The organism is Hymenobacter yonginensis (genome assembly GCF_027625995.1).
Lineage (GTDB): Bacteria > Bacteroidota > Bacteroidia > Cytophagales > Hymenobacteraceae > Hymenobacter > Hymenobacter yonginensis.
In genome coordinates this window covers 711,290-733,027 of the sequence record NZ_CP115396.1, presented here as the reverse complement: position 1 = coordinate 733,027, position 21,738 = coordinate 711,290, and the positions used below count along the sequence as shown (strand labels likewise).

Sequence of the window (21,738 nt, the reverse complement as noted above, 5' to 3'; positions counted from 1 at the left end):
TTCGGGCTGGTCTGTTTCAGGCCGGCTGAAACCGCCGTGTGATGCTGCACCGGCTGCTTTCTTCTGAATGAATGCTAACTTCCTGACTGTATGAATCTTGTTTCTGCGCCTTCCCTGACGGCTGCGCTTGGCCTGGTGCTGAGCGCGGCCGCCACGGCCACGGCCCAATCGTCTGCCGATGTAATTGCTCCGGTGCGGGGCCAGGTGACGGATGCCGCCGCCGCCACCCCGCTGCCCGGCGCCGTGGTGCGCTGGCTCGGCACCACCGACGCCGCCACTACTAACGCCACCGGCCAGTTTTCGCTGGCCCGCCCGGCCCGCGCCGAGGCCAGCCGCCTCATCATCAACGCCCTCGGCTACCGCGCCGATACGGTGGCCGTAGCCGCCACCGGCACGCCCTACGTGCGCGTGGCGCTCAAGCCCGGCACCGAGCTGGGCGAAGTGAAAGTGGAAGGCCGCGCGGTGGCCTACTCGGCCCTCACGCCCACCAACACCCAGGTGATAACCAGCCGCGACCTGACCAAGTCGGCGTGCTGCAACCTGGCCGAAAGCTTCGAAACCAACGCCGCCGTGGAGGTTTCCACCACCGACGCCGTGTCGGGGGCCAAGCAGATTCAGCTGCTGGGGCTGGATGGCGCCTATTCACTGCTGACCGTTGACAACCTGCCGGCCCTGCGCGGCCTAGCCACGCCCTACCGCTTGGGCTACCTCTCCGGCACTTGGATTGAGAGCATCGACATCATCAAAGGCATGGGCTCGGTGGTGAACGGCTACGAAAGCATTGCCGGCCAGGTCAATATCCGCCTCAAGGAACCCGATAAGGCCGAGCGGCTGCTGTTCAACGCCTACGCCAACGACCTGGGCAAATTCGACCTTAACCTGAATCTGGCTTCGCCTTTGAGCAAGAAGGTCAGCACCACATTCCTGCTCCACACCGACCACCTAGGCCGCCGCGTCGACCGCAACAACGACGGATTCATGGACCTGCCGCTGGCCACGCAGTACAATGTATTCAACAAGTGGAAATATCTGTCGGGTAAAGGCTTAGTTAGTGAAGTGGGCCTGGGCGCGCTGCGCGAAACCCGGGAAGGCGGGCAGCTGGCTTTCCGGCCGGAAAACGCCGACGCCTACCAGCGCGACTACGGCTTCACGGCCCGCACCACCCGCTACACCGGCTACGCCAAAACCTCCTACACCTGGCCCGGCCGGCCCTACCAGAGCCTGGGTTTGCTGTTGAGCGGCACGTCGCATGACTTCAACTCCGACTACTCCTACGGCCGCGTCCTGACCCCAACCAGCACCCAGCGCACCCTCCGCCAGTACGACGGCACCCAGCGCACCGGCCTGGCCACGCTGCTGTTTCAGAGCGTGCTGGGCACCACGGCCCACACCTACCGCCTCGGCCTGAGCTACCTGCACGACGACTACCGGGAGTTTTTCAGCCAGGGCGTCGCCTACGCCACCGACACGCCCGAGCAGCGCTACGCCCGGGAGCACCGCAACCGCTTGGAAAACGTGCCCGGCGCCTTCGCCGAGTACACTTACCAGAACAGCCATAACCTCACGCTGGTGGGCGGCCTGCGCCTCGACCGACACAACCTTTACGGCTGGCAGCTCACGCCCCGCCTCAACGTGAAGTACGACGCCACCAAAAACACGGTGCTGCGGCTGGCGGCCGGCACGGGCTTCCGGGTGGCCAACCCCATTGCTGAAAACAGCGGCGCCTTGCTCAGTTCACGCGAATTCCTGATTGCGCCCAACCTGCGGCCCGAAAAGGCCTGGAACGTGGGCGGCAGCTTCACGCAGTATTTCACGGTGGCCAGCCGCCCCGCCACTTTCGTGGCCGACTACTACCACACCGAGTTCCAGAACCAGGTAGTGTCCGATATGTACAGCTCGCCCAATCTGCTGCTCATCGACAACCTGGCGCCCGGGGCCCGCTCCTTCTCGCGCAGCTTCCAGACCGAAGTACAGGTGGAGCCGGTAAAGGGCCTCACGGCCAAAGCCGCCTACAAGTACCTGGATGTGCAGACCACCTACGGCGGCGAGCTGCTGCCCCGGCCGCTCACGGTGCCGCACCGCGTGTTTTTCAACGTGGGCTACGCCACGGCTTTCGACAAGTGGCGCGCCGACCTGACGGTGCAGCTCTACGGCCGCCGCCCGCTGGCCTACAACCCCAGCGAGCCGGGCCACCAGCACGGCACCGACGAGATGCAGCTGCCATACGCGCCCCGTTTTGCCCTGCTCAACACGCAGGTGACCCGGGCCTTCAAGCGCTTTGAAGTGTACGCCGGCATCGAAAATCTCACCAACTACCGCCAGCCCAACCCCATCGACGGGGCGGCGGCACCGTTCAGCCCGGCCTTTGACGCCGCCATGGTCTGGGGCCCCACCTATGGCCGCCTCACCTACGCCGGCCTGCGTTTCCGGCTCGATTAACCGGGCATCTTCAATCCAGCGGCACACTTCTGGCGGCGTATTTGTTAGGAGGTCCGCAGTTCCCTTGTTTTCCCGCTGCCTGTCAGCTTTGCTTTCCTGATGATGAACTCTCTGAAATTCCTTCTGCTTTCGGCTATCAGCCTCGTTTCTTTCAGCACCCAGGCTCAGACGGCCGTCCCCGCCAAAGCCAAAGGCCCCGGCACGGAACAGGTGAAGCTGAAAACCTCGGCCGTGTGCGACATGTGCAAAACGCGCCTCGAAAAGGCCATGGCCTACGAAAAAGGCGTGCAGGCCGCCGTGCTCGACGTACCTAGCCAAGTGCTCACCGTCAGCTACCGCCCCGACAAAACCACCCCGGCTGCCCTCCGCTCGGCCGTGCAGAAAACCGGCTACGACGCCGACAGCCAGCCCGCCGAGGCCCGCGCCTACGACCGGCTGCCCGACTGCTGCAAGAAAACCAACGCCGTGCACACCGGCGGCGAGTAATCAGCAAAAAGCCTCTCTGCAGCTCTGCGGAGAGGCTTTTTGCTGAGTGCAGCCGGCCTACATACCCGCCAGCTCTGGGTTCATCTGCAGGTCGAATTCCAGCACCGCACTGAAGCCTAAGGGCCGAGTCAGACGCCGCCGGTTGGTGCCGGATATTTCCAGCGTAAACCAGTCGGAGCGCAGATATTCCAGCAGATTGGGCCGGCCCTGCAGCTCCATGTTCACACGGGTCGGGTGCACGTCGGCAGCCGAGAACGAGGCAATAGGAATCTTGCGCGTGTTGGCCGTGAGAAAGCAGCTGCCGCTTTCCAGCGCCGCCAGCGTGGAGGTGCCGCGTCCGATCGGATGGGCCGGATCGGGCTGCCACTCCAGGTGCGCCTGCCGCAGGGTTACGGCCGTAATGCCGGGCCGCGTGAGGGCGGCCAGGCAGGCCAATGTGCCGGGCAGTGTAACTTCGCACAGAAATATCAGGTCCATGCTCGGGTCGATGCGCAGGTTGATGGCCCGGGTTTTCAGGCCAAACGCCGTGTGCAGCGACCGGCGCAGCCCCTGATGTAAGCCAATCGTAAGCGCGACGCCCAGCACAACCGGGGGTAGCGCGGCAACAGGTAGGTAAGCCGGATTCATAGCAGAGAGGACAGGTGTGCAGGCAGGAACAGAGCGCGGCAAACGACAGTCAGTAAACCATGAAACTCAAACAGACTCCACTCGATGGCTGTCGAATATTCAAAATTCTGACTACTCTATAAGTTAGCTGAAGCACTTGACTATAAGTCTTTAAAGTAGAGCAATGAGGTCAAAAAGTAGACGTATATGGTAATATTTGCCGTTAAGATTGATTTCTTCTTATAGAGAATTGCCTATTTCCCTTCGAAACTCTTTATATTGACCCGGTCACCTGCCCCTTTCTGCTACTCCATGAAGATTACCTGCCTGCTGCTTGACGACGATCCGCTGGTACTGGACCTGTTGCAGGCCTACGTGGCTATGACGGACATTCTGGACGTGAAAGCCACGTTCACGGACCCACTGGAGGCCCACCGCTACTTGCTCACCAACGACGTGCAGGTGCTCTTTTCCGACGTTACGATGCCCCATCTGAGTGGCCTGGACTTGGTGCGCTCCTTGCACCACCCGCCGCTGGTAGTGCTCATGACGGCCCATCCGCAGTACGCCATGGAAGGGTTCAACCTCGACGTGATTGACTTTCTGCTGAAGCCCATTTCCCTGGACCGTTTCCTGAAAGCCGTCAATAAAGTGGCGGGTATTCTGCGGGCCAATTCGCCGGAAAACGACCCCAAGCAGGATGCCCTGTCGGGCTGGGGCTCGTTTTTTATCCGCACCGATGCCCAGTTTGTGCGCCTCCACTACCGTGACGTCCTGTACATCGAGGCCCTCAAGGATTTCACCAAGATCAACACCGCCGACGGCCGCACGCACCTGACGCTGGTCAACCTGAAAAACCTGGAAGAGCAACTGCCGGCCGGCATGTTTATCCGCACGCACCGCTCCTACTTGGTCAATTCCGGGCAGATTGAGTCGATCAGCAACCTGGAGGTGCGGGTGGGCGGGCACGCGCTGCCACTGGGCCAGACCTACCGCGAGCGGGTGACGGAACGGGTAGTGAACCGCACGCTTATCCGGCGGCAGCAGCAATAGCCGGTACCGCCGGCGCGGGCGGCCCCGGTGCCTCGGGCGCGGCGGGCAGCGTAAACCAGAAGGTAGTACCCTGCCCCAGCACCGACTCGAAGCTGATGCGCCCGCCGTTGCGCTCCACAAACTCCTTGCACAGGCGCAGCCCCAGCCCGGTGCCTTTCTCGTGGGCCGTGCCCAGCGTGGAATGCAGGCCGTCTTCGCCAAACAGGCGCGCCTGATCGGGCACGGCAATGCCCACCCCGGTATCCGCAACGGCTATTTCCCACACGCCCGCTTCCCGGAGGCGCGCAGAAATAGTGACGTTGCCCTCGGCCGGCGTGAATTTTATGGCGTTGCCCACCAGATTGCGCAGCACCAGCCGCAGCATATTCACGTCGGCACTTACCAGGCAGTGCGCGGGGAGTTGGGTGCGCAGCTCAATGTTCTTGCGCTCGGCATCACCGGCCAGCAGCGCCAGAGCTTCCTCAACCGCCGTCTGCAGCACCACTTTCTCGGGACGCACTTTGTCGCCTTGCATCTGCGCGGCCGACCAGTTGAGCAGGTTATCGAGCAGACGCAGCGTCACGTCGAGCGTGCGGCTGAGCCGCTGGGTATGCGCTGCCATCCGTTCAGGCGGCAGATTGCCGATAGTCTGCAGCGTGAGCATGGAGTACAGCGAACTGAGCGGACTACGCAGGTCGTGCGAAATAATAGAGAACAGCGTGTCTTTGGTGCGGTTGAGGTGACTCAGCTCCTGTTTCTGCCGGTTGATAGCCCGGTTTTTCCGCTGCAGCAGCCGGTTGACGCGGGCCTGCTCGCGGCGCCCCCGGTACAGAGCGGCCACCGTCAGCAGCAGCAGCAGGGCACCCACGGCCATGGTGTTGCGCAGCAGCTTCTGGCGGTGCAGATTGGCGTCCTGAATCTGCCGGTTTTTGAGCAGAAGCTGAATCTCCCGCCCTTTTTTCTCGGTTTCGTAGCGCGTCTGCAGCTCCGCTATCTGGGCTGAGCGGCGCTCGGCAAATACGCTGTCCTGCAAATCGGAATAGCGGCGCTGCGCTGCCAAAGCCAGCGGGTAGTTGTTTTCCCGCTGATACAGATCGGCCAGCTTCTGATACAGCGTACTCACCTGAATCTGGGAGCCCGCCTGCCGGGCCAGCGGCAGCGCCTGCCGGAGCGCCCGGATAGCGGCGGGCCGGTTAGCCATGGAGTCCTGCACGAGGGCCAGCGCCTGCAGCGCGGCCGCCCGCCTGGCCGGGGGCGTGTAATGCGGCAGCTGGCTGATGGCCTGGGTGTAAAAACCCATGGCCACTTCATAGTTGCCCACATCCTGATACACACGGCCCGTGCTGGCCAACGCCTCCCCGATGCTGGTACTGTCGCCCAGCTGCCGGGCCTGCTGCAGCGAAAGCCGCAGGTAATACAGCGACCGGCTATACTGGCGCAGCTGATGGTGGGCCAGCCCGATGGCGTTCAGGGCTTGGGCCTGGCCGGGCAGGTTGCCGGCCTGCTGCCACTCGGAATAGGCCTGCTCGTGGCTGCGCAGGGCGCGCTGCCACTGGCCGCCGGCTCCCAGCAGCTCCCCCAGGTTGCCATAGACCTGCGCCACGCTGCGCGGGTCGCGCAAAGCCAGCGTGATGGCGAGGGCCTGCTTGTAGGTATCGTAGGCCTGGCCGGTATCGCCCTGCAGGTACTGGGCCCGCCCCAGCATCCGCAGCGCCCGCGCCCGGCCGGACTCGTCGTGCAACTGCTGATACAGGCGCAACGCCCGCACAAAATGGCGCAACGCCGCATCATACTGCCGCTGGGCCTGGTAGGCCGCGCCCATCGCCAGATAGGCACTACCTACTGCCGCCGGCGGACCACCCACGGCGGCCAGGTGCAGCGCCTGCTCGCCTTGCAGCAGCGCCGCAGCCGGGTTCAGCGGCAGCAACTGCTCGCTCCGGCGCAGATGCTGCGTGGCTGCCGCCGCTGCGTTGCGGCGGGGCACAGCGCCCGGCTGGGCCACGGTTTGCACAGTGGCCGCCAGCCACAGCACGAGCCCCAGTAGCGGCCACCAAACGGCAGGAAACGTACGTGAGCAGTGAAATGGCATGGATGCTCAGGGAGGTTGAAACGAGTATCACTACCAGTCAGTAGATGCGAAGCATTGCGGGCAAGGTATACATATATGCAATACCATATATTAAAACCTCTTCAGCCATGCTGAAGAGGCCTGCCCTATTTTCGCTGTATAACAGCAGCCACCTCCCCCTAGTGCCTTTTGTAAACCCTTCTTCTTTGTTGGCAGCGCGCTTTTAGCCTGCTGCTCTGCAGCTTGCGTTATCTTTTCGTTAAAAACGCAGGCAACGCGGGAACGTTGCACAAGTGCGGGCGAGGTTTGGCCTTACGCGTGCTTGGTGCGCCAGAGCCGCCACCACGGCAGATAGGGCTGGTCGTGGTGCTCGTAGTGATACCCGAAAAAATAGCAGCTCACGAATGCCCACAGGTGATGGCGAAACTGGCTGCGCGACTTATGCACGTTGTCGGGGGCGTGCTCGCCCCGGTGCGGCAGGTAGGTGCCGAAAAAGAACAGCTGCAACGTAGCCAGCACAGCCGGTATCATCCAGAAGGCAATAACATTGGCCTGCGGGAAGAACAGCTTCAGCACGTTGTAGGTGGCGGCCATCAGCAGCACCTGCCATACGGTTACGTAGTTCCAGGCGAAGCGCGCAAACCAGGGCAGGAAGCCGGGGTGCTGCCCGTCGTGGTAGTCGGGGTCGTCGGGGGTGGCTACGTGGCGGTGGTGTTCGTGGTGCTTAGGCAGCATCCGCGGAAACCAGTTGTAGGCAAACAGGCCGGCAGCCAGGGTACCCAGCGCGTTGTTGAGGCGCTTGTTGGCGCTTACCACGCCGTGCATAGCATCGTGCGCCGTGATGAACAGGCCCGTGTACAGATGCATCTGCAGCAGCGCCAGCAGATACGGCCACGGCGTAGCCCAGTTGGGGCGGTAAAATGCCAGCAGAAACGTCAGCAGGCTGCCCCAGCACAGCAGGATGCCCAGCGCCACCCAAACACCCTTGCTGCCCAATGGAGCGGGTTTCACGCGCCGGGGAGTGGCTGAAGCAGGAGTGGCAATAAGTGGCGGGGAGATACTGGCGGGCATATGAGCAAAGCTACCTGATCTGGCAAACAGCCCGGCAGACATAAAAAATTCACCGACTAGCGAACTACCGGCCGGCTGTCAGAGCGCCAGCAGGGCGTCGCGAACCTGCTCCATCAGCCACATGGGGGTGCTGGTGGCCCCGCAGATACCCACCGACTGCCCCGGCCGGAACCAATCGGCCCGCAGCTCATCGGTGCTGGAGATGAAGTGCGTGTGCTCGTTGGTTTCCTTGCAGACGTGGTAGAGCACCTTGCCGTTGGAGCTTTTGGTGCCCGACACGAACACAATCTGGTCGAACTGGGCCGCGAACCGGCGCAGGTCCTTGTCGCGGTTGCTCACCTGCCGGCAGATGGTGTCGTTGGCATTCACCTGGTAGCCGCGGCCTTCCAGTTCGCCCTTGATGCGGTAGAAGGAGTCGGTGCTTTTGGTGGTCTGGCTGTAGAGCGTGATGTTGGCGGGCAGCTCGTGGCTCAGCAGCTCGTCGAGGCTCTCAAACACCACGGCGTTGCCGCTGGTCTGGCCCAGCAGCCCGCGCACCTCGGCGTGGCCGTGCTTGCCGTAGATAAAGATCTGGTCCTTCTTGTCGTAGGACGTTTTGATGCGGTTCTGCAGCTTCAGCACCACCGGGCACGAGGCGTCGATGAGGGTGAGATTGTTGTGCAGGGCCATCTGATAGGTGCTAGGCGGCTCGCCATGGGCCCGAATCAGCACGGCCTCGTCGCGCAGGGCCTCAAACTGCTCGTAGTCGATGATGCGCAGGCCGCGCTTTTCCAGGCGCTGCACTTCTTCATCGTTGTGCACAATATCGCCGAGGCAATACAAATACCCCTGCTCATCGAGCAAGTCTTCCGCCATTTGAATGGCATAGATCACGCCGAAGCAAAAGCCGGAATTGGGGTCGATACGGACGCTCAGGTGGTGCGGCATAGCTGACGAAGTAACCGCCGAAGCAGGCATAAGGTTATTGGATTGCTAACGGAGGCTGCAAAAGTTACGAAATTCAACACGACAGTAGCGTACCGGCTTCTCCCCTCTCTTGTTTCAGAAGCTGCGCACATCTTTGGCGCGCCATGGCCCCTGCCGGCACTCACGCCCAACTGAGCGGCGCCCATAGCACGGCACTTTTCGGGCGGCAGAGCAGGCCACAAAAAAAGCGAAGCGCCACCAAGGCACTTCGCTTTCCACAGTCAGTCAAGCATTTACTAAGAGCTGATCCGGCCGAGCTTCTCAGCATCGGGGCCCGACACATGGCCGCGCTCCACCAAAAAGTCGCGCACCAGCCCAAACGATTCAGTATCGAGGCCAGACTTGGGGTGCTGGAGAAGGGTTTGCACCAGAAACTGGCGGTCTTCGTCGACGTGGGTGCTCAAGCCCAGAAACGAGGGCAGGTTGCTTTCCACGCTCAGGCGCAGAAACCGCACCTCGGCGTTGTCGGCGTCCAGCTTCACGGCCTCATCAAACTGCTTGGTGGCGTTCTGCACGTAGGTCAGCTTGTTGAACATCGAGGCGTCGCGGGCCCGGATGGCTTCAGCGGCCGCCTTGTAGGCCAGCACCACGGCGTCGCGCTGGGTGTAGGCGCTCATCAGCTTGTGGAATTTCTCGCCGGCATCTTTGCTGGTGGCGGCTTCCTGGTATTGGCGGCGCAGATTGGGCAGGGAATATGGAGTAGCGTCGGACACGAAAGAAGTAACAGTCAGAAGGAGAGTAAGAAGAAAGGGCAGCAGAAGCTTCACGCGGCGGCAGGTTCGTGACTAGATGGCCCGGAGGCGGTAGCGAAAGTACGAACCCATCAGCAAAAGCAGCTTGGTGTTGTCGGGCACGCGCACCCGCTCACCCAAAATTCGTGCCGCAGGCAGCTGCCGGATTTTATGGAACAGCTTCAGATAGTACACATAGGCCAAGTATACGCCCAGCCGCGCCGAGCGGGGCAGCTGCACGATGCCCGCATACGCCGCGTCGAAGTCGGCCCGGATGTCGGCTTCGATTTCGCGCTTCACCTCGTCGGTGAACCGCTCGTACTGCACGCCGGGGAAATACACGCGGCCCCGCTCCTCATAATCGGAGCGGATGTCACGCAGGAAATTCACCTTCTGGAACGCCGAGCCCAGGCGCCGGGCCGGCTCGCGCAGCTGCTGAAACTGGGCTTCATTGCCCTGGCAGAAGATGCGCAGACACATCAGCCCTACCACCTCGGCCGAGCCGTAGATGTATTTCTGGTACAGCGACTGGTTGTAGGCCCGGTCGTCGAGGTCCATTTCCATGCTGTACAGAAACGCGTCGATAAACTCCCGGTCGATGCCGTAGGCCCGCACCACGTCCTGGAAGGCGTGCAGCACGGGGTTCAGACTCAGCCCGATTTCAAGGGCCTCGTAGGTCTGGCGCTTGAAATCGGCGAACAGCGCCGCCTTGTCGTGGGCGTGAAACGTGTCCACGATTTCGTCGGCCCAGCGCACGAAGCCATACACGGCGTACACGGGCAGGTGAAACCGCGCATCAAGCGTGCGAATGCCCAGCGTGAAGGACGTGCTATAGCGCTGCGTAATCAGCTTGCTGCACGCCCGGCTGGTTTCCGTGAAAAGGGCAATGTGGTCCATTATTTTTTGAATTAATAATTAAGAATTAGTAATGAAGAATTGGCTCGTACAGCCGGATTTGAGGCCGAAGGGAGTTCATTCTGTGTGTTACCAATTCTTAATTCTTAATTATTAATTACTTGTTCTCCTTCTCCACTTCGCCGGCCACTACCTGCCCCGAGATGAGCGAGGGCGGCACGCCGGGGCCGGGCACGGTCAGCTGGCCCGTAAAATACAGGTTACCTACCTTATTGCTCTTCAGCGAGGGTTTGAGGATGGCCGTCTGGCGCAGGGTGTTGGCCAAACCGTAGGCGTTACCCTTGTAGCTGTGGTAGTCCTGCTGGAAATCCTGGTGGGCGAAGCTGCGCTTGTACACTACCGCGTCGCGGATGCTGTGGCCGCAGTGGCGCTCCAACCGGTCCATGATGAGGTGGTAGTAATGCTCGCGCGTGGCCTCAGGGTCGGGTAGGTCGGGCGCTACCGGAATCAGCAGGAACAGGTTTTCGCAGCCTTCGGGCGCCACGCTGGGGTCGGTGAGGCTGGGCGCGGAGGCGTAGAACAGCGGCCGGCTGGGCCACTTGGGGTTTTCGTAGATTTCCTCGGCGTGGAGGCTGAAGTCTTCGTCGAAGAACAGGTTGTGATGGCGCAGCTTCTCGATGCGCCGGTTCACGCCCAGGTAGAACAGCAACGACGACGGCGCCATGGTGCGCTTGTCCCAGTAGGCCTCGTCGTAGTGGCGCCACTCGGGAGCCAGCAGGTGCTGCTCGGCGTGGTGGTAGTCGGCGCCAGCCACCACCACATCGGCGGCATGGAAGCCGCTGGCGGTCTGCACGCCGGTGGCGCGGCCGTTTTCCACCACTATCTGCTGCACTTCCTGGTTGTAGTGCAGCGTCACGCCCTGCTCCTGAGCCAGCGCTACCATACCCTCCACAATCTTGTGCATGCCCCCCATCGGATACCAGGTGCCCAGCGCCAGGTCGGCGTAGTTCATGAGCGAGTAGAGGGCCGGCGTGTTTTCGGAGGTGGCGCCCAGAAACAGAATAGGGAACTCCACCAGCTCCAGCAGGCGCGGGTCCTTGAAGAACTTGCGCACGTGCTTGTGCATGCTCTGCAGCAGATCCAGCCGTACAGCGTCCACCAGCAGGCGCGGATCAGCAAACTCCAGCAGAGAGCGGCCCGGCATGTGCACGAACTTGCCGATGCCCACCTTGTACTTGTAGGCCGCCTGCCGCAGAAACTCGTCGAGGCGGGCGGCGCTGCCGGGCTCGTAGCGCTCAAACAGCTGCCGCAGCTCGCTCATGGCCGCCGGAATGTCCACGGCCTCGGGGCCTTTGAAAATCACCTGATACGAGGGGTCCAGCCGCACCAGGTTGTAGTAGTCGCTTACTTTTTTGCCGAAGCGGGCGAAGTACTGCTCGAAGATATCGGGCATCCAGTACCAGCTCGGGCCCATATCGAAGGTGAAGCCCTGGGTGCGGAACACACGGGCCCGGCCGCCGGGGCCTTCGTTCTTTTCCAGAATAGTGACGCGGTAGCCGCGTTGCGCCAGCGAAGTAGCCGCCGAGAGGCCCGCAAAGCCGGAGCCGATAACCAGAACGTGTTTACTCACAAAGCGGAGATTGGGGCAAATGAAACAGGATTTCGCGGTAGCGGATGCGCAAAGGTGACTATTTGGGTTGGGACTCCAGCCTACCCGGCCGCAAACCTACCGTCCTGATGCATACCGCCAGCCCGGGCATAGGTTTGCCGGCTGACCCCAAAATCCCCCAAATTATGTTCGCACGGAAGGCCCGGCCCCCAAACAAACGGGCCGCGAACAGCGCCCAGTGGCGTCATTCGCGGCCCGTGATACGCCCGGGGCGGGGTATACTCTCTCCCTATTCCCTACACGCCGGGGGCGTATACCTTCAACGCATCCTTGAGCTCCTTGCGGGCAATGTGAATGCGGTTTTTGACGGTTCCAATCGGGATTTGCAGCTTTTCCGCAATTTCCAGGTACTTGTAGCCGATGTAGTACATCATGAACGGCGTCCGGTAGTCGGCCGACAGCCCGGCAATGGCCTGGTTGATATCGGTTACTACGAAGTCGGAGGTTGCTCCGTTGTGGGTGATGTAGTTTTCGTCGGTGTTGAAGTACTGGAAGTACTCGGTGGAATCAATGTTGCTGTTGCGCTTCGTTATCTTATTGTAGTTGTTGATAAACGTGTTGCGCATGATGGTGTACAACCATGCCTTGAGGTTGGTGCCAGCCTTGAACTTGTCCTTGTTGAGCAGCGCTTTGAGCAAAGTTTCCTGCACCAGGTCTTTGGCATCATCGGCGTCGCGGGTCAGGTTCATCGCCACGGGCTTCAGCGAATAGGAAATCTTCTGTACTTGGTTGGTGAATTCCAGTGAGGTCATGCTGTTTAGCTTTTCGTGGCAAAAAGTTAAACAAATATACGCGCTAATCCGGAACTCGGATGCATGACGCACAACTATTTTTTTTATCCTCCTGCCGCGTCCTTGCGACGCCAACCATCCCTTACGAACATACTGATTATCAGGCTGTATTTATCTGAACAAGATTCGGCACTGTTGTGCTTCAGGCTTCGTTTTGCCGATCAGTTTCAGCCCGGTTTTACCAGCCAAATGCCCCTAAAACAGGCATTTAGATGTACGTACACCGATTATTCTGTTTAACGGCGCGCAGGTTATTTTTTTGTTACGCCGGCTCGGCCATGGCTTCCTGCATCTGGTCGGCGAAGGCCAGAAAGTCGGTCATGAGCTGCAGCCGGATCATATGTGGCGGCAGCTGCAGCGGCTCAGTCTGGGCTACGGGCCCGTAGAGCAGTACCGTGGCGCTGCCGCACACGTGGCGCAGCTCGTCCACAAACCCCTGCAGCTGGTCGCGGTCGGGCACGGCCGTGAGCACCGTGCAGACCGAATGCGGCTGGTAGGCCTGGCATACTTCTAGCAGGCCGTCGATGGGCAGGTTCTGGCCCAGATATAGCACATGGTGGCCCCGGGCGCGCAGGGCGAAGTTCATGAACAGCAGCGCCAGCTCGTGCATTTCGCCTTCGGGCAGAAACAACACCCAACGGCGCACGCTGGCCGCGTTTACGGCCGGCAGTGCGTCGGTGGCGGCCATCAGTTTCTGACGCAGCAAGTGCGTAACCAGGTGCTCATGGGCCGGGTTCACGCTACCGGCCTGCCACATCACCCCAATACGCTGCAGAAACGGATACACCACGTTCAGCACCGCCTGCTCGAAGCCCATCCGCCGGATGGAGCTGTTAAGCAGATAGTTGAGTTGCACCTCGTCCATGGCCAGCATGGCGGCCATCAGGGCATGTACCTGCTGGCAGTAGTTGTTGGAGTCGTCGTTGCAGGCCATAACAGCCTTCTCCATCTCCTGCTCGCTGAGCTGGGCTACTTTGGAAATGCGGTAACCGCGGCCGCACAGCGTGGCCACGTTCAACAGGCGGCGCAGGTCGTCGTCGCAGTAGGTGCGGATGTTGGTGGCGGTGCGCACGGGCCGCAGAATGCCGTAGCGCTGCTCCCAGATGCGGATGGTGTGTGCCTTAATCCCGGAGAGCTGCTCCAGATCACTGATGGAAAAATGTCCCACTGCTAACGGCCTCCTTCTTTTTCTTGTGGGGTGGATGCGGCCCGGGTCCGCAGGGTGCGGGTGGGCGCGGGCCGGCGCAAGGCCAGCTCAAAGTATTTCGGCGATACCCACAGCAGCCCAAATTCCTCGGATCCGTCGCGGGTGATGGCCTTATGGTGCATCTTGTGAGCCATATTCAGGGCCCGCAGATAGGTGTTGCGCGACTTGCGCCAGAAGCGCATGCGGCCGTGGATCAGCACATCGTGCACGAAGAAGTAGAGCGTGCCGTAGGCGGCAATGCCCACGCCCACCCAGAAGCGCCAGTCCTTGTCGGGCGCCCCGTAGATGATCAGCAGCGCCGACAGCGAGCCGTAGAACAGAAAGAAAAAGTCGTTGCGCTCGAAGCGGTGCGGGTGCCGCACGTGGTGCGAGCGGTGCAGAAACCACAACGGCCCGTGCAGCACGAAACGGTGCATAAACCAGGCAACGAATTCCATGCCCAGAAAAGTAGTTGCCGAAATGGCGAAGGCTGCCAGCGTCGTCATGCGGGGAAAACCACTGTTTAGCGGAGAAGGTTTGAGAAGCCTGTATCAGGCACGGTAATATTGCAAAAAAAGAACGTCATGCCCGGCAGGAAGTGCGGCGGGGCATGACGTTCTTTTGCTGAGCGGGAGAAAATTAATTGTCCCAGCTAATCTTTTCCTTGGCCAGGAAAGCCGCGATGCCCCGGCGGCAGTCAACCGAGCCGCGGGCCTCGGCGTTGAGCTGGGCGGCATAGCGCAGGCTGTCCTCCAGCGGCATTTCGGGCAGGCGGGCCAGCATCTCTTTGGTGATTTCCATGCTCTGGGTGGAGTTCTCGACGCACAAACGGCGGGCGAAGGCGTAGACGTGGGCGGCCAGCTCGGCCGGTTCCACCACGCTGGTGAGCAACCCCAGTTCCAGGGCCCGGGAAGCGGGCAGCACGTCGCCGGTGAGCAGCAGCTGCTTGGTGCGGGCCTCTCCTACTTTGCGCAGCAAAAACACGCTCACGATGGCCGGCAGAAACCCGATTTTCACCTCGGTGTAGCCGAAACGGGCCTCGGGCACGCTGAACGCAAAGTCGCAGACCGTGACGAGGCCGCAGCCGCCAGCCAGCGCGTGGCCCTGTACCTGCGCAATCACCACTTTTTTGAGGGTGTAAACCTGGTGAAACAGCTGCATCAGGTGCGTAGAGTCGGCCAAGTTATCGGTGTAGCCGAAGCCCTGCAGTTCCTGGATGTAGGCCAGGTCGGCGCCGGCGCAGAAGGCCGGGCCTTCGGCGCGCAGCACTACCACTTTGCAGGCGTCGTCTTCTTCGGCAAACTCGAAAGCCAGCTTCAGCTCCGTCACCATGTCGGCGCTGAGGGCATTGCGTTTATCGGGGCGGTTGAGGGTGATGTAGCCAATGGCATCAGCCGCCTCATAGCGGATGAAGCGCAGGGCCTCCAACTCTTGCGTGGCCATGTTGTCCATAGGATATCAGGGGGTTGCAACGGTGAGCAGCAGCACGGGACTGGCTCTGCGCAGCAGAGCGGCCGGGCACCACCAAATCGGCATCGTCAGATCGGAACCAGCCAAACCTAACAAAATTGATGCGGTAAGTAAACTATATAGCGGGCTATGGGGCAAGCAAGTTTCGTCGAGCTAGCGGTTTAGCGCGTCAGTGGCCCCCACCTGCCAGACAAATGCGCCCTGCATAGCCACATCATGTAGCTGCCAACCAGTAGGTTGCAGCTTTTCCCGCATAGATTCCACGTACCAGGATTTGCAGGAAGAATCGAACACGATTATGGCGCCCCGGCCGAAAACGGCCGCTAGGTCCTCGGGCCACACCCGGGCATTGCGGCGTAGCACCACCACGTGCGCCGCCACCGGCTGGTGGGCGCCGGCTAGCGGCCCGCTCACGAGCGCCACCCGCACGCCGCGCCACACGGCCAGCACCAGCCCGGGCCGGGCAGCTATATCGGGCGTGGCCGGCACCGGCGACTCGCGCCAGCGGGTGTGGTAGCGCACAGAGCGGGCTTCGCGCTGGATAATACCCGGCACGATGCGGTAGGTGCGCTCGGTTTCGGTGAGCGGCAGCGAGTCGACGCTGACGATGTGGGCGGCCGCGCCCTGCCAGAAGCCCAGCACTGACCGCCGCGGAATGCTGTAGACGATCAGGCGCTCGTCGGGGGCGAGACGGTGGGCGGCCCACACGCGGCTGCCGGCAAAGATGCCCGTCAGCAGGCAGGCCAGCCCCAGCCACGCCAGCTTCTTCAGCTGGAAAAAGGCCAGCAGCGCCAGGATGATGCCGAACACCAGCCAGGCCTGCGGCGCCGTAACGTGAATTTCGGAAATAAGGGCACCCGGCATGGTTCGCCCAATCCAGAAGATGTACTCGTTGAACAGCCAGATCAGCTTTTCAAACACCCAGGCCACCGCAATGGGCCCGTAATTCAGCAGAGCAGCCAAGTCGGGCAGCAGCAGCGCCAAGCCCGCCACCACGCCCTTGAGGGCCAGCAGCCCCAGCCCCACGTACACGGCTATGCTGGAAATAGGCACGGCCACTAGGTTGGAGAGCAGAAAGCTGAGCGGAAACTGGTGGAAATAGAATAGCCCCAGCGGAAACGTGGCCACCTGCGCCGCCAAAGACAGCGCTGTGGCCTGCCAGACCCCATCAAGGAAATTGCTGCTTCCTTTCCAGAGCATTTGCACCAGATTTGGCTGCCAGGGCCGCTGCTTTTCCAGGAAATAGTTCTTCACATCAAACCAGCCGGCAATGCGGGGCTGCAGGTACACGATGCTGATAACGGCCAGAAAGGACAGCTGAAACCCGACGTCACAGAGCAGATAGGGGTCGTAGCAGAGCAGGCAGAAAGCCGCCACGGCCAGCGTGTTGAACATGTTGGCCTGCCGCTGTGAGGCCCGCGCCACAATGATGAACGTGAACATCACCGCGGCCCGCAGCACCGACGCCGACAGCCCCGTCAGGAAGGCGTAGCTCCAGATGACGGCCAGTCCAAGCAGGGCCGTGAGAAGCCGAAACAACGGCCCGCGCCGGCCCGGCAGCCACCCCAGCAACCACGACACGGCCCCGAACAGCAGCCCCACCTGCAGCCCCGACACGGCCATAATATGGGTGGTGCCGGTGTTGGCGTAGGCCTGCCGGGTTTGCTGGTCCACGTCGTCCTTGATGCCCAGCACCAGCGCCGACGCCAGCGCATACTCTCGTTTGGCGTGCACGTATTGCCGAAACACGCCATCGAGCACGCGGGCGGCCCGCATGGCGGCGGCCTTCAGCACGCTGGGCGGCGCGATGCCGATGCGCTGGTATTGGTCGGGGTGGATGAACTGCTGGTGATAAACCTGGTGGTACTGTAGGTAGCGGCGGTAGTCGAACTCGCCGGGGTTGAGCGGAGCTTTGCTGGGTGCGGGCGCGCCGCGCACCAGCCACACGTCGCCGTATTGCGGCGCGGCCACGCCCGAATCGCGGGGAACGGAAACCCGGATGCCGCCTACCGCCGGCTGCCACTTCCCTCCTACCCGCACCGCCGACACCCGCACAGTAGTAGCGTACGTGGCCGGCCGCACCACCGTGTAGTCGTCCACCACGGCCCGATAAAACTCGATATCCGCCCCGAAGCGGTACAGGTGGTCAGGCCGGCGCGACTCGGTGGCCTGCTGCATGAAGGCAGCCCCGGCTACGTACACCGCCGCCAAAGCCAGCAGGCCGGCCTTGTCTGCCACGGCGGGGTCGGGGTGGCGCCACACGCGCGCCTGGATGATCAGGAACAGCCCCACCAGCGCCGCCAGCGGCCATACCAGCGTGGGCAGCTGTTCACCGACATATAAGTATGTGAGGATACCAGCCATGAGCGCCAACGTCAGGCGCACAAACGCATAGGAAGCCCAGTGAAACATAGCAGCACATAATATAGTGGTATTCAATAGCCAATATATCAGAAAACCAGCTACTAAGCCATAGGTCCACCCTCACCCTTTCAGGCGCAATGCAGCCCGTTTTCAGCGCCTGTTCCGCCTCTACTAGTCTAGGCCGGGCGCTCCCAGACCATCTTGTAGTGCTGCAGGCCGCCTTCCTCAAACTGCGGCCCCTCCGCCCGGAAGCCGTGCCGCTCGTAGAAGCGCACGGCCGGCAGCTGGGCGTTCAAATACACGGTGGCGGTGGGGTGGGCGGCGTCTACGTCCAGCAGCACCTGCCGTAGCAGCGCAGCGCCGGCCTGCTGGTTGCGGTAGTCGGCAAGCACAGCGAAGCGCTCCAGCTTCACGCCGTTGTCGGTGGGGCGCCAGCGGGCGGCGCCGCAGGGCGTGCCGTCGGCCGCTACGGCCAGGTAGTGGGTGGCGTCGGTGTGGTCGTGGGCGTCCTGCTCCAGCGTGGCCGGCACGTTCTGGCCCAGCACAAATACCGTGTGCCGGACTGCCAGCGCCGCCGCCAGGTCGGGGGCAGAAGTAACTCGGTGTACACGTGCAGTTTCCATGTTCTTGCGGTCTGGTGAAAAAAGAAGCTTTTCTGCTCTGAGGAAATGAGGTAGCGGCGAAAGTAGCCAACACAGCCCATTGCCGGCTTAACGCCCAAACAAAAACGGCAGCCCACAAGGGCTGCCGTTTCTATAAGGAACCAACACAAACCGGCAGAATCAATCCTGATAATCTGCCGAGGCCGGCCGCTATTGCTCGTGGTTGACGGGCAGGGCTGCCATGCCGTCGTCCTCGCGGCGGGCGTCGGGGTGGCGGCTGGGGTCGGAGGAGGTGGAGCTAGGCCCGCCAGGGCGGCGGTAGGGCTGCGCCTGCCGGATGGGGCGGTTGGCCTGGTTGGCTTGCTCCTGCTGGGTGTCCACGTCGAACTTGTCGTAGGCCAGCACAATCTGCTTCACCAGGCGGTGGCGCACCACGTCCTCGGCGCTCATCTCCACGAAGCCGATGCCCGGCACGTCGCGCAGAATATCCAGCGCCTGCATCAGGCCCGACTTCACCTTGGTGGGCAGGTCGATCTGGCTCCGGTCGCCGTTCACCATCACCTTGGCCGAAGGGCCCATCCGCGTCAGAAACATCTTCAACTGCGAAGGCGTGGTGTTCTGGGCTTCGTCGAGCAGCACAAACGCGTTGTTGAGCGTCCGGCCGCGCATGTAGGCCAGCGGGGCAATTTCGATGGTCTTGTTTTCCAGGTACAGCTTCAGCTTCTCGGCCGGCAGCATGTCTTCCAGCGCGTCGTAGATGGGGCGCAGGTAGGGGTCGACCTTCTCCTTCATGTCGCCGGGCAGGAAACCGAGGCTTTCGCCGGCCTCCACCACGGGCCTCGAGATGATGATGCGCTTCACCTCCTTGTTTTTGAGCGCCCGCACGGCCAGCGCCACCGAAATATAGGTTTTGCCGGTACCGGCCGGCCCCAGCGCAAACACCAGGTCATGCTTCAGCACGGCGTCAACGAGGCGCTGCTGGTTGGCAGTTTTGGCCTTGATGACGCCGCCCTTATCGCCGAACAGGATAACGTCGGGCGAAGCCGCCAAAATGCGGTCCTGCTGATCTTCGTCAGCCGACGACAGGTATTGGGAAACCGTTTTCTCGCTGATCTGGCCGTATTGATGGTAGTGCTCAATCAGGGCCGACAGAATGTCGTTGATGCGGCTGATTACCAGTGTCTGGCCCTGAATCTTAATCTCGTTGCCGCGTGAAATGATTTTGCTGCCCGGAAAGGCCGCCGCAAGCTGGCGGATATTCTGGTTGTCGGGTCCCAGGAAATCAATCAGGGACACGTTTTCGAGCGTGATGACTTTCTCGACCAATCTGTGGGGGTTTTGTAGCTAGGGAGTTAGGAAAAAGGTACCCGCTGGAAAGGGGGCAGTTCAGCTAAATAGCCTACTTTTGCCGCCCTTGAGGCACCTAAGCAATAGTACGAAGAACGCAGGATTTACGGCAATGGGGTTGATTACGTTTCTGTCTGACTTTGGCTACCGCGACCATTACGTAGCGGCAGTGAAAGCGCGGATTCTGCAGCTGGCACCCACCGTGCCGGTGCTCGACATCACGCACGCCATCGAACCCTTCAACATCGCGCACGCCCAACACGTTCTCCAAGCCGTGTTTCGTGATTTCCCGGCCGGCACGGTGCACCTGGTGGGCGTAAACGACCTGGGCGCGCCCCGGGCGGCCTGGCACGCGGCCCGCTTCCAAGGCCACTACTTCGTGGCGGCCGACAACGGCCTGCTCGCGCTGCTCTGCGACGGCCAGCCCGACGAGCTGGTCTCGCTGGCCCCGGCAGCAGCCCCCACCGCCTCCCCCACCCGCGACCTGCTGGCTCCGGCCGCCGTGCACCTGGCCCAGGGCGGGGCGCTGCAGGGTTTGGGCCCGCTCACCACCGACCTCTACTCCTTGCTCAACCGCCAAGTGCGGCTGCAGGACCACCGCATCACGGGCCACGTGGTGCATGTGGATCACTACGGCAACCTCATCACCAACATCACCCGGTCGGCGGTGGAAGTCATCGGCCGCGACCGGCCCTGCGCCATCCACTTCGCCCGCGAAACCGTGCGCAGCATTGCGCGGCATTTTCAGGATGCCGACCCGGGCGAAGCCGTCTGCATCTTCAACAGCCAAGACCAGCTGTGCATCGGCATCAACCAGGGCAACGCGTCGGAGCTGCTGGGCCTGCACTTCGACTCGCAGGTCGACGTTCGGTTCGCGCTGGACAGCTAGCCCGACTGCCTGCATAACGGCCAGGAGCCTTGAAAACACGTTTCTTAATCCATCTATTTATTATGTTAAGTAATAAATAGATAATTACTTCCCCTTTCGCCAGCCGTCTGTATGTTGATTCGCATTGTGCGCATGACGTTTGCCCCGGAGCGGGTGCCTGAGTTTTTGCAGCTGTTTGAGGCCTCGGAAAACCAGATCAGAAGCATGCCGGGCTGCCGCTTCTTGGAGCTCTGGCAGGATGCCGACCAGCCGCACGTATACTGCACCCACAGCCACTGGGACTCCGCCGACGCCCTGAATGCCTATCGCCGGTCGGCGTTGTTCGGGCAGGTCTGGCCGGCCACCAAGGCACTGTTCGCAGCGCCGCCGCTGACCTTTTCGGTAACACCGGCCACGCCAGACCAGCAGGCAGCCGACAGCGTACAGTAACATTTTCCTGCTTGCGGGGCTTGATTTCTCTCAAACCCACGTACAAGATGACACCCGGCTATACCGGTGCTCTTTTCCTCCCCTATCGTATGCCCGCCACCGATTACTTTGCCTTTTACGAACTGCCGGAGTCATTTCAGCCGGACGAGAAGGCCATCAAAAGCAAATACTACGCGCTAAGCCGCCAATACCACCCCGATTTCCACGCCACGGCCAGCCCGGAGCATCAGCAGGAAATCCTGACCCTGGCCACGCTCAACACCAACGCCTACCGCACGCTTTCCGACGCCGACCGCCGGATGGCTTATATTCTGCAGCAACACGGGTTGCTGGAAGAGGGAAAGCAGGATCTGCCGGCCGATTTTTTAATGGAAGTAATGGAGCTAAACGAACAGCTGATGGAGTTGGAATTCGACTCGGATCCAGCCTTGGTCGGCCAGCTGCAAACCGACGTTAACCACCTCACTCACACCCTGAAAACCGGCATCGAGCCCGTCCTGGCCGGCTATGCCATGCTACCCGCTGACGCCCGCCCGCAGGCCCTGAGCCAGGTTCGCACCTACTACCTCAAAAAGCGCTATCTGTTGCGCATTCAAGAAAGTCTGGCTAAGTTTGCCACCCGTTCCTGATCTACCGACAGGTTCGGCGTGAAACGCCCGGATGGCGGAATCGGTAGACGCGTCGGTCTCAAACACCGATATCGAAAGATGTGCCGGTTCGACCCCGGCTCCGGGTAC

At 61.6% G+C, this 21,738-nt stretch carries 20 protein-coding genes and 1 tRNA gene; 7 read left to right on the top strand and 14 right to left on the bottom strand.

From position 1 onward, the window contains the following. Positions 1–90 precede the first annotated feature (90 nt). Together O9Z63_RS03265 and O9Z63_RS03260 are read left to right on the top strand one after the other, a co-directional pair. Complete coding sequence (locus tag O9Z63_RS03265) at positions 91–2,439, top strand: TonB-dependent receptor (protein WP_270127866.1); 2,349 nt, start codon at positions 91–93, stop codon at positions 2,437–2,439. A gap of 99 nt (positions 2,440–2,538) precedes the next feature. Then, positions 2,539–2,925 carry a heavy-metal-associated domain-containing protein gene (locus O9Z63_RS03260; RefSeq protein WP_270127864.1) on the top strand — a complete coding sequence of 129 codons (387 nt, stop codon included), beginning with the start codon at positions 2,539–2,541 and terminating at the stop codon, positions 2,923–2,925. Between the two features lie 57 nt (positions 2,926–2,982). On the opposite strand, the gene O9Z63_RS03255 is transcribed toward O9Z63_RS03260, so the two are convergent. Beyond that, positions 2,983–3,552, bottom strand: a complete 570-nt coding sequence (locus tag O9Z63_RS03255) for a hypothetical protein (protein WP_270127862.1) — start codon at positions 3,550–3,552, stop codon at positions 2,983–2,985. A 291-nt stretch (positions 3,553–3,843) separates the two neighbouring features. Here O9Z63_RS03255 and O9Z63_RS03250 point away from each other — a divergent pair, with 291 nt between their 5' ends. After that, positions 3,844–4,584: a LytR/AlgR family response regulator transcription factor gene (locus O9Z63_RS03250; RefSeq protein ID WP_270127860.1), complete on the top strand. Its 741-nt coding sequence runs from the start codon at positions 3,844–3,846 to the stop codon at positions 4,582–4,584. Here O9Z63_RS03250 and O9Z63_RS03245 read toward each other — a convergent pair. From O9Z63_RS03245 to O9Z63_RS03185, 13 genes are all read right to left on the bottom strand, one after another. Next, entirely contained in the window at positions 4,562–6,595 is a 2,034-nt protein-coding gene (locus tag O9Z63_RS03245) for an ATP-binding protein (RefSeq protein WP_270127859.1), read from the bottom strand. The genes O9Z63_RS03250 and O9Z63_RS03245 overlap by 23 nt on opposite strands. Before the next feature lie 348 nt (positions 6,596–6,943). Then, on the bottom strand, positions 6,944–7,702 hold the full coding sequence (locus O9Z63_RS03240; RefSeq protein WP_270127858.1) for a fatty acid desaturase: 759 nt from the start codon (positions 7,700–7,702) through the stop codon (positions 6,944–6,946). A gap of 78 nt (positions 7,703–7,780) precedes the next feature. Beyond that, complete coding sequence (locus tag O9Z63_RS03235) at positions 7,781–8,629, bottom strand: 4-hydroxy-3-methylbut-2-enyl diphosphate reductase (RefSeq protein WP_270127856.1); 849 nt, start codon at positions 8,627–8,629, stop codon at positions 7,781–7,783. 275 nt (positions 8,630–8,904) lie between these two features. Beyond that, positions 8,905–9,381, bottom strand: coding sequence for a hypothetical protein (locus tag O9Z63_RS03230; RefSeq protein WP_270127855.1), 477 nt, complete (start codon positions 9,379–9,381; stop codon positions 8,905–8,907). A 72-nt stretch (positions 9,382–9,453) separates the two neighbouring features. After that, a complete protein-coding gene (locus tag O9Z63_RS03225) occupies positions 9,454–10,296 on the bottom strand; it encodes a phytoene/squalene synthase family protein (protein ID WP_270127854.1) in 843 nt (280 codons plus the stop codon). A gap of 115 nt (positions 10,297–10,411) precedes the next feature. Then, entirely contained in the window at positions 10,412–11,884 is a 1,473-nt protein-coding gene (locus O9Z63_RS03220) for a phytoene desaturase family protein (protein WP_270127853.1), read from the bottom strand. A gap of 275 nt (positions 11,885–12,159) precedes the next feature. Then, positions 12,160–12,675 carry a sigma-70 family RNA polymerase sigma factor gene (locus O9Z63_RS03215; RefSeq protein ID WP_044013390.1) on the bottom strand — a complete coding sequence of 172 codons (516 nt, stop codon included), beginning with the start codon at positions 12,673–12,675 and terminating at the stop codon, positions 12,160–12,162. A gap of 301 nt (positions 12,676–12,976) precedes the next feature. Further along, positions 12,977–13,882 carry a MerR family transcriptional regulator gene (locus O9Z63_RS03210; RefSeq protein ID WP_270127852.1) on the bottom strand — a complete coding sequence of 302 codons (906 nt, stop codon included), beginning with the start codon at positions 13,880–13,882 and terminating at the stop codon, positions 12,977–12,979. A 2-nt stretch (positions 13,883–13,884) separates the two neighbouring features. After that, positions 13,885–14,406, bottom strand: a complete 522-nt coding sequence (locus tag O9Z63_RS03205; protein ID WP_270127851.1) for a sterol desaturase family protein — start codon at positions 14,404–14,406, stop codon at positions 13,885–13,887. Between the two features lie 133 nt (positions 14,407–14,539). Continuing rightward, positions 14,540–15,352, bottom strand: a complete 813-nt coding sequence (locus O9Z63_RS03200) for an enoyl-CoA hydratase/isomerase family protein (protein WP_270127850.1) — start codon at positions 15,350–15,352, stop codon at positions 14,540–14,542. Between the two features lie 171 nt (positions 15,353–15,523). Next, entirely contained in the window at positions 15,524–17,782 is a 2,259-nt protein-coding gene (locus tag O9Z63_RS03195; protein WP_270127849.1) for a ComEC/Rec2 family competence protein, read from the bottom strand. A gap of 128 nt (positions 17,783–17,910) precedes the next feature. Continuing rightward, on the bottom strand, positions 17,911–18,357 hold the full coding sequence (locus O9Z63_RS03190) for a GNAT family N-acetyltransferase (protein ID WP_270127848.1): 447 nt from the start codon (positions 18,355–18,357) through the stop codon (positions 17,911–17,913). A 189-nt stretch (positions 18,358–18,546) separates the two neighbouring features. Beyond that, a complete protein-coding gene (locus O9Z63_RS03185) occupies positions 18,547–19,662 on the bottom strand; it encodes a PhoH family protein (protein WP_270127847.1) in 1,116 nt (371 codons plus the stop codon). A gap of 133 nt (positions 19,663–19,795) precedes the next feature. Between O9Z63_RS03185 and O9Z63_RS03180 the strand changes: the two genes are divergently transcribed. The 4 genes from O9Z63_RS03180 to O9Z63_RS03165 all read left to right on the top strand — a co-directional run bounded on the left by O9Z63_RS03180 (position 19,796) and on the right by O9Z63_RS03165 (position 21,737). Then, positions 19,796–20,572, top strand: coding sequence for an SAM hydrolase/SAM-dependent halogenase family protein (locus O9Z63_RS03180; protein WP_270127846.1), 777 nt, complete (start codon positions 19,796–19,798; stop codon positions 20,570–20,572). A 111-nt stretch (positions 20,573–20,683) separates the two neighbouring features. Further along, positions 20,684–21,001 (top strand): putative quinol monooxygenase, encoded by a 318-nt coding sequence (locus tag O9Z63_RS03175; RefSeq protein WP_270127845.1) that lies wholly within the window; start codon positions 20,684–20,686, stop codon positions 20,999–21,001. A gap of 89 nt (positions 21,002–21,090) precedes the next feature. Next, complete coding sequence (gene hscB / locus O9Z63_RS03170; RefSeq protein ID WP_270127844.1) at positions 21,091–21,630, top strand: Fe-S protein assembly co-chaperone HscB; 540 nt, start codon at positions 21,091–21,093, stop codon at positions 21,628–21,630. A 25-nt stretch (positions 21,631–21,655) separates the two neighbouring features. Beyond that, a tRNA-Leu gene (locus O9Z63_RS03165) sits at positions 21,656–21,737 on the top strand. Position 21,738 lies beyond the last annotated feature (1 nt).

Bases quoted from the DNA above. Each gene is read 5' to 3' on its own strand.
- O9Z63_RS03175 (WP_270127845.1), top strand. From the start codon at position 20,684: ATGTTGATTCGCATTGTGCGCATGACGTTTGCCCCGGAGCGGGTGCCT.
- O9Z63_RS03190 (WP_270127848.1), bottom strand. From the start codon at position 18,357: ATGGAAACTGCACGTGTACACCGAGTTACTTCTGCCCCCGACCTGGCG.
- O9Z63_RS03195 (WP_270127849.1), bottom strand. From the start codon at position 17,782: ATGTTTCACTGGGCTTCCTATGCGTTTGTGCGCCTGACGTTGGCGCTC.
- O9Z63_RS03200 (WP_270127850.1), bottom strand. From the start codon at position 15,352: ATGGACAACATGGCCACGCAAGAGTTGGAGGCCCTGCGCTTCATCCGC.
- O9Z63_RS03240 (WP_270127858.1), bottom strand. From the start codon at position 7,702: ATGCCCGCCAGTATCTCCCCGCCACTTATTGCCACTCCTGCTTCAGCC.
- O9Z63_RS03215 (WP_044013390.1), bottom strand. From the start codon at position 12,675: ATGACCTCACTGGAATTCACCAACCAAGTACAGAAGATTTCCTATTCG.
- O9Z63_RS03250 (WP_270127860.1), top strand. From the start codon at position 3,844: ATGAAGATTACCTGCCTGCTGCTTGACGACGATCCGCTGGTACTGGAC.
- hscB (WP_270127844.1), top strand. From the start codon at position 21,091: ATGCCCGCCACCGATTACTTTGCCTTTTACGAACTGCCGGAGTCATTT.
- O9Z63_RS03265 (WP_270127866.1), top strand. From the start codon at position 91: ATGAATCTTGTTTCTGCGCCTTCCCTGACGGCTGCGCTTGGCCTGGTG.
- O9Z63_RS03205 (WP_270127851.1), bottom strand. From the start codon at position 14,406: ATGACGACGCTGGCAGCCTTCGCCATTTCGGCAACTACTTTTCTGGGC.
- O9Z63_RS03260 (WP_270127864.1), top strand. From the start codon at position 2,539: ATGATGAACTCTCTGAAATTCCTTCTGCTTTCGGCTATCAGCCTCGTT.
- O9Z63_RS03180 (WP_270127846.1), top strand. From the start codon at position 19,796: ATGGGGTTGATTACGTTTCTGTCTGACTTTGGCTACCGCGACCATTAC.
- O9Z63_RS03225 (WP_270127854.1), bottom strand. From the start codon at position 10,296: ATGGACCACATTGCCCTTTTCACGGAAACCAGCCGGGCGTGCAGCAAG.
- O9Z63_RS03235 (WP_270127856.1), bottom strand. From the start codon at position 8,629: ATGCCGCACCACCTGAGCGTCCGTATCGACCCCAATTCCGGCTTTTGC.
- O9Z63_RS03255 (WP_270127862.1), bottom strand. From the start codon at position 3,552: ATGAATCCGGCTTACCTACCTGTTGCCGCGCTACCCCCGGTTGTGCTG.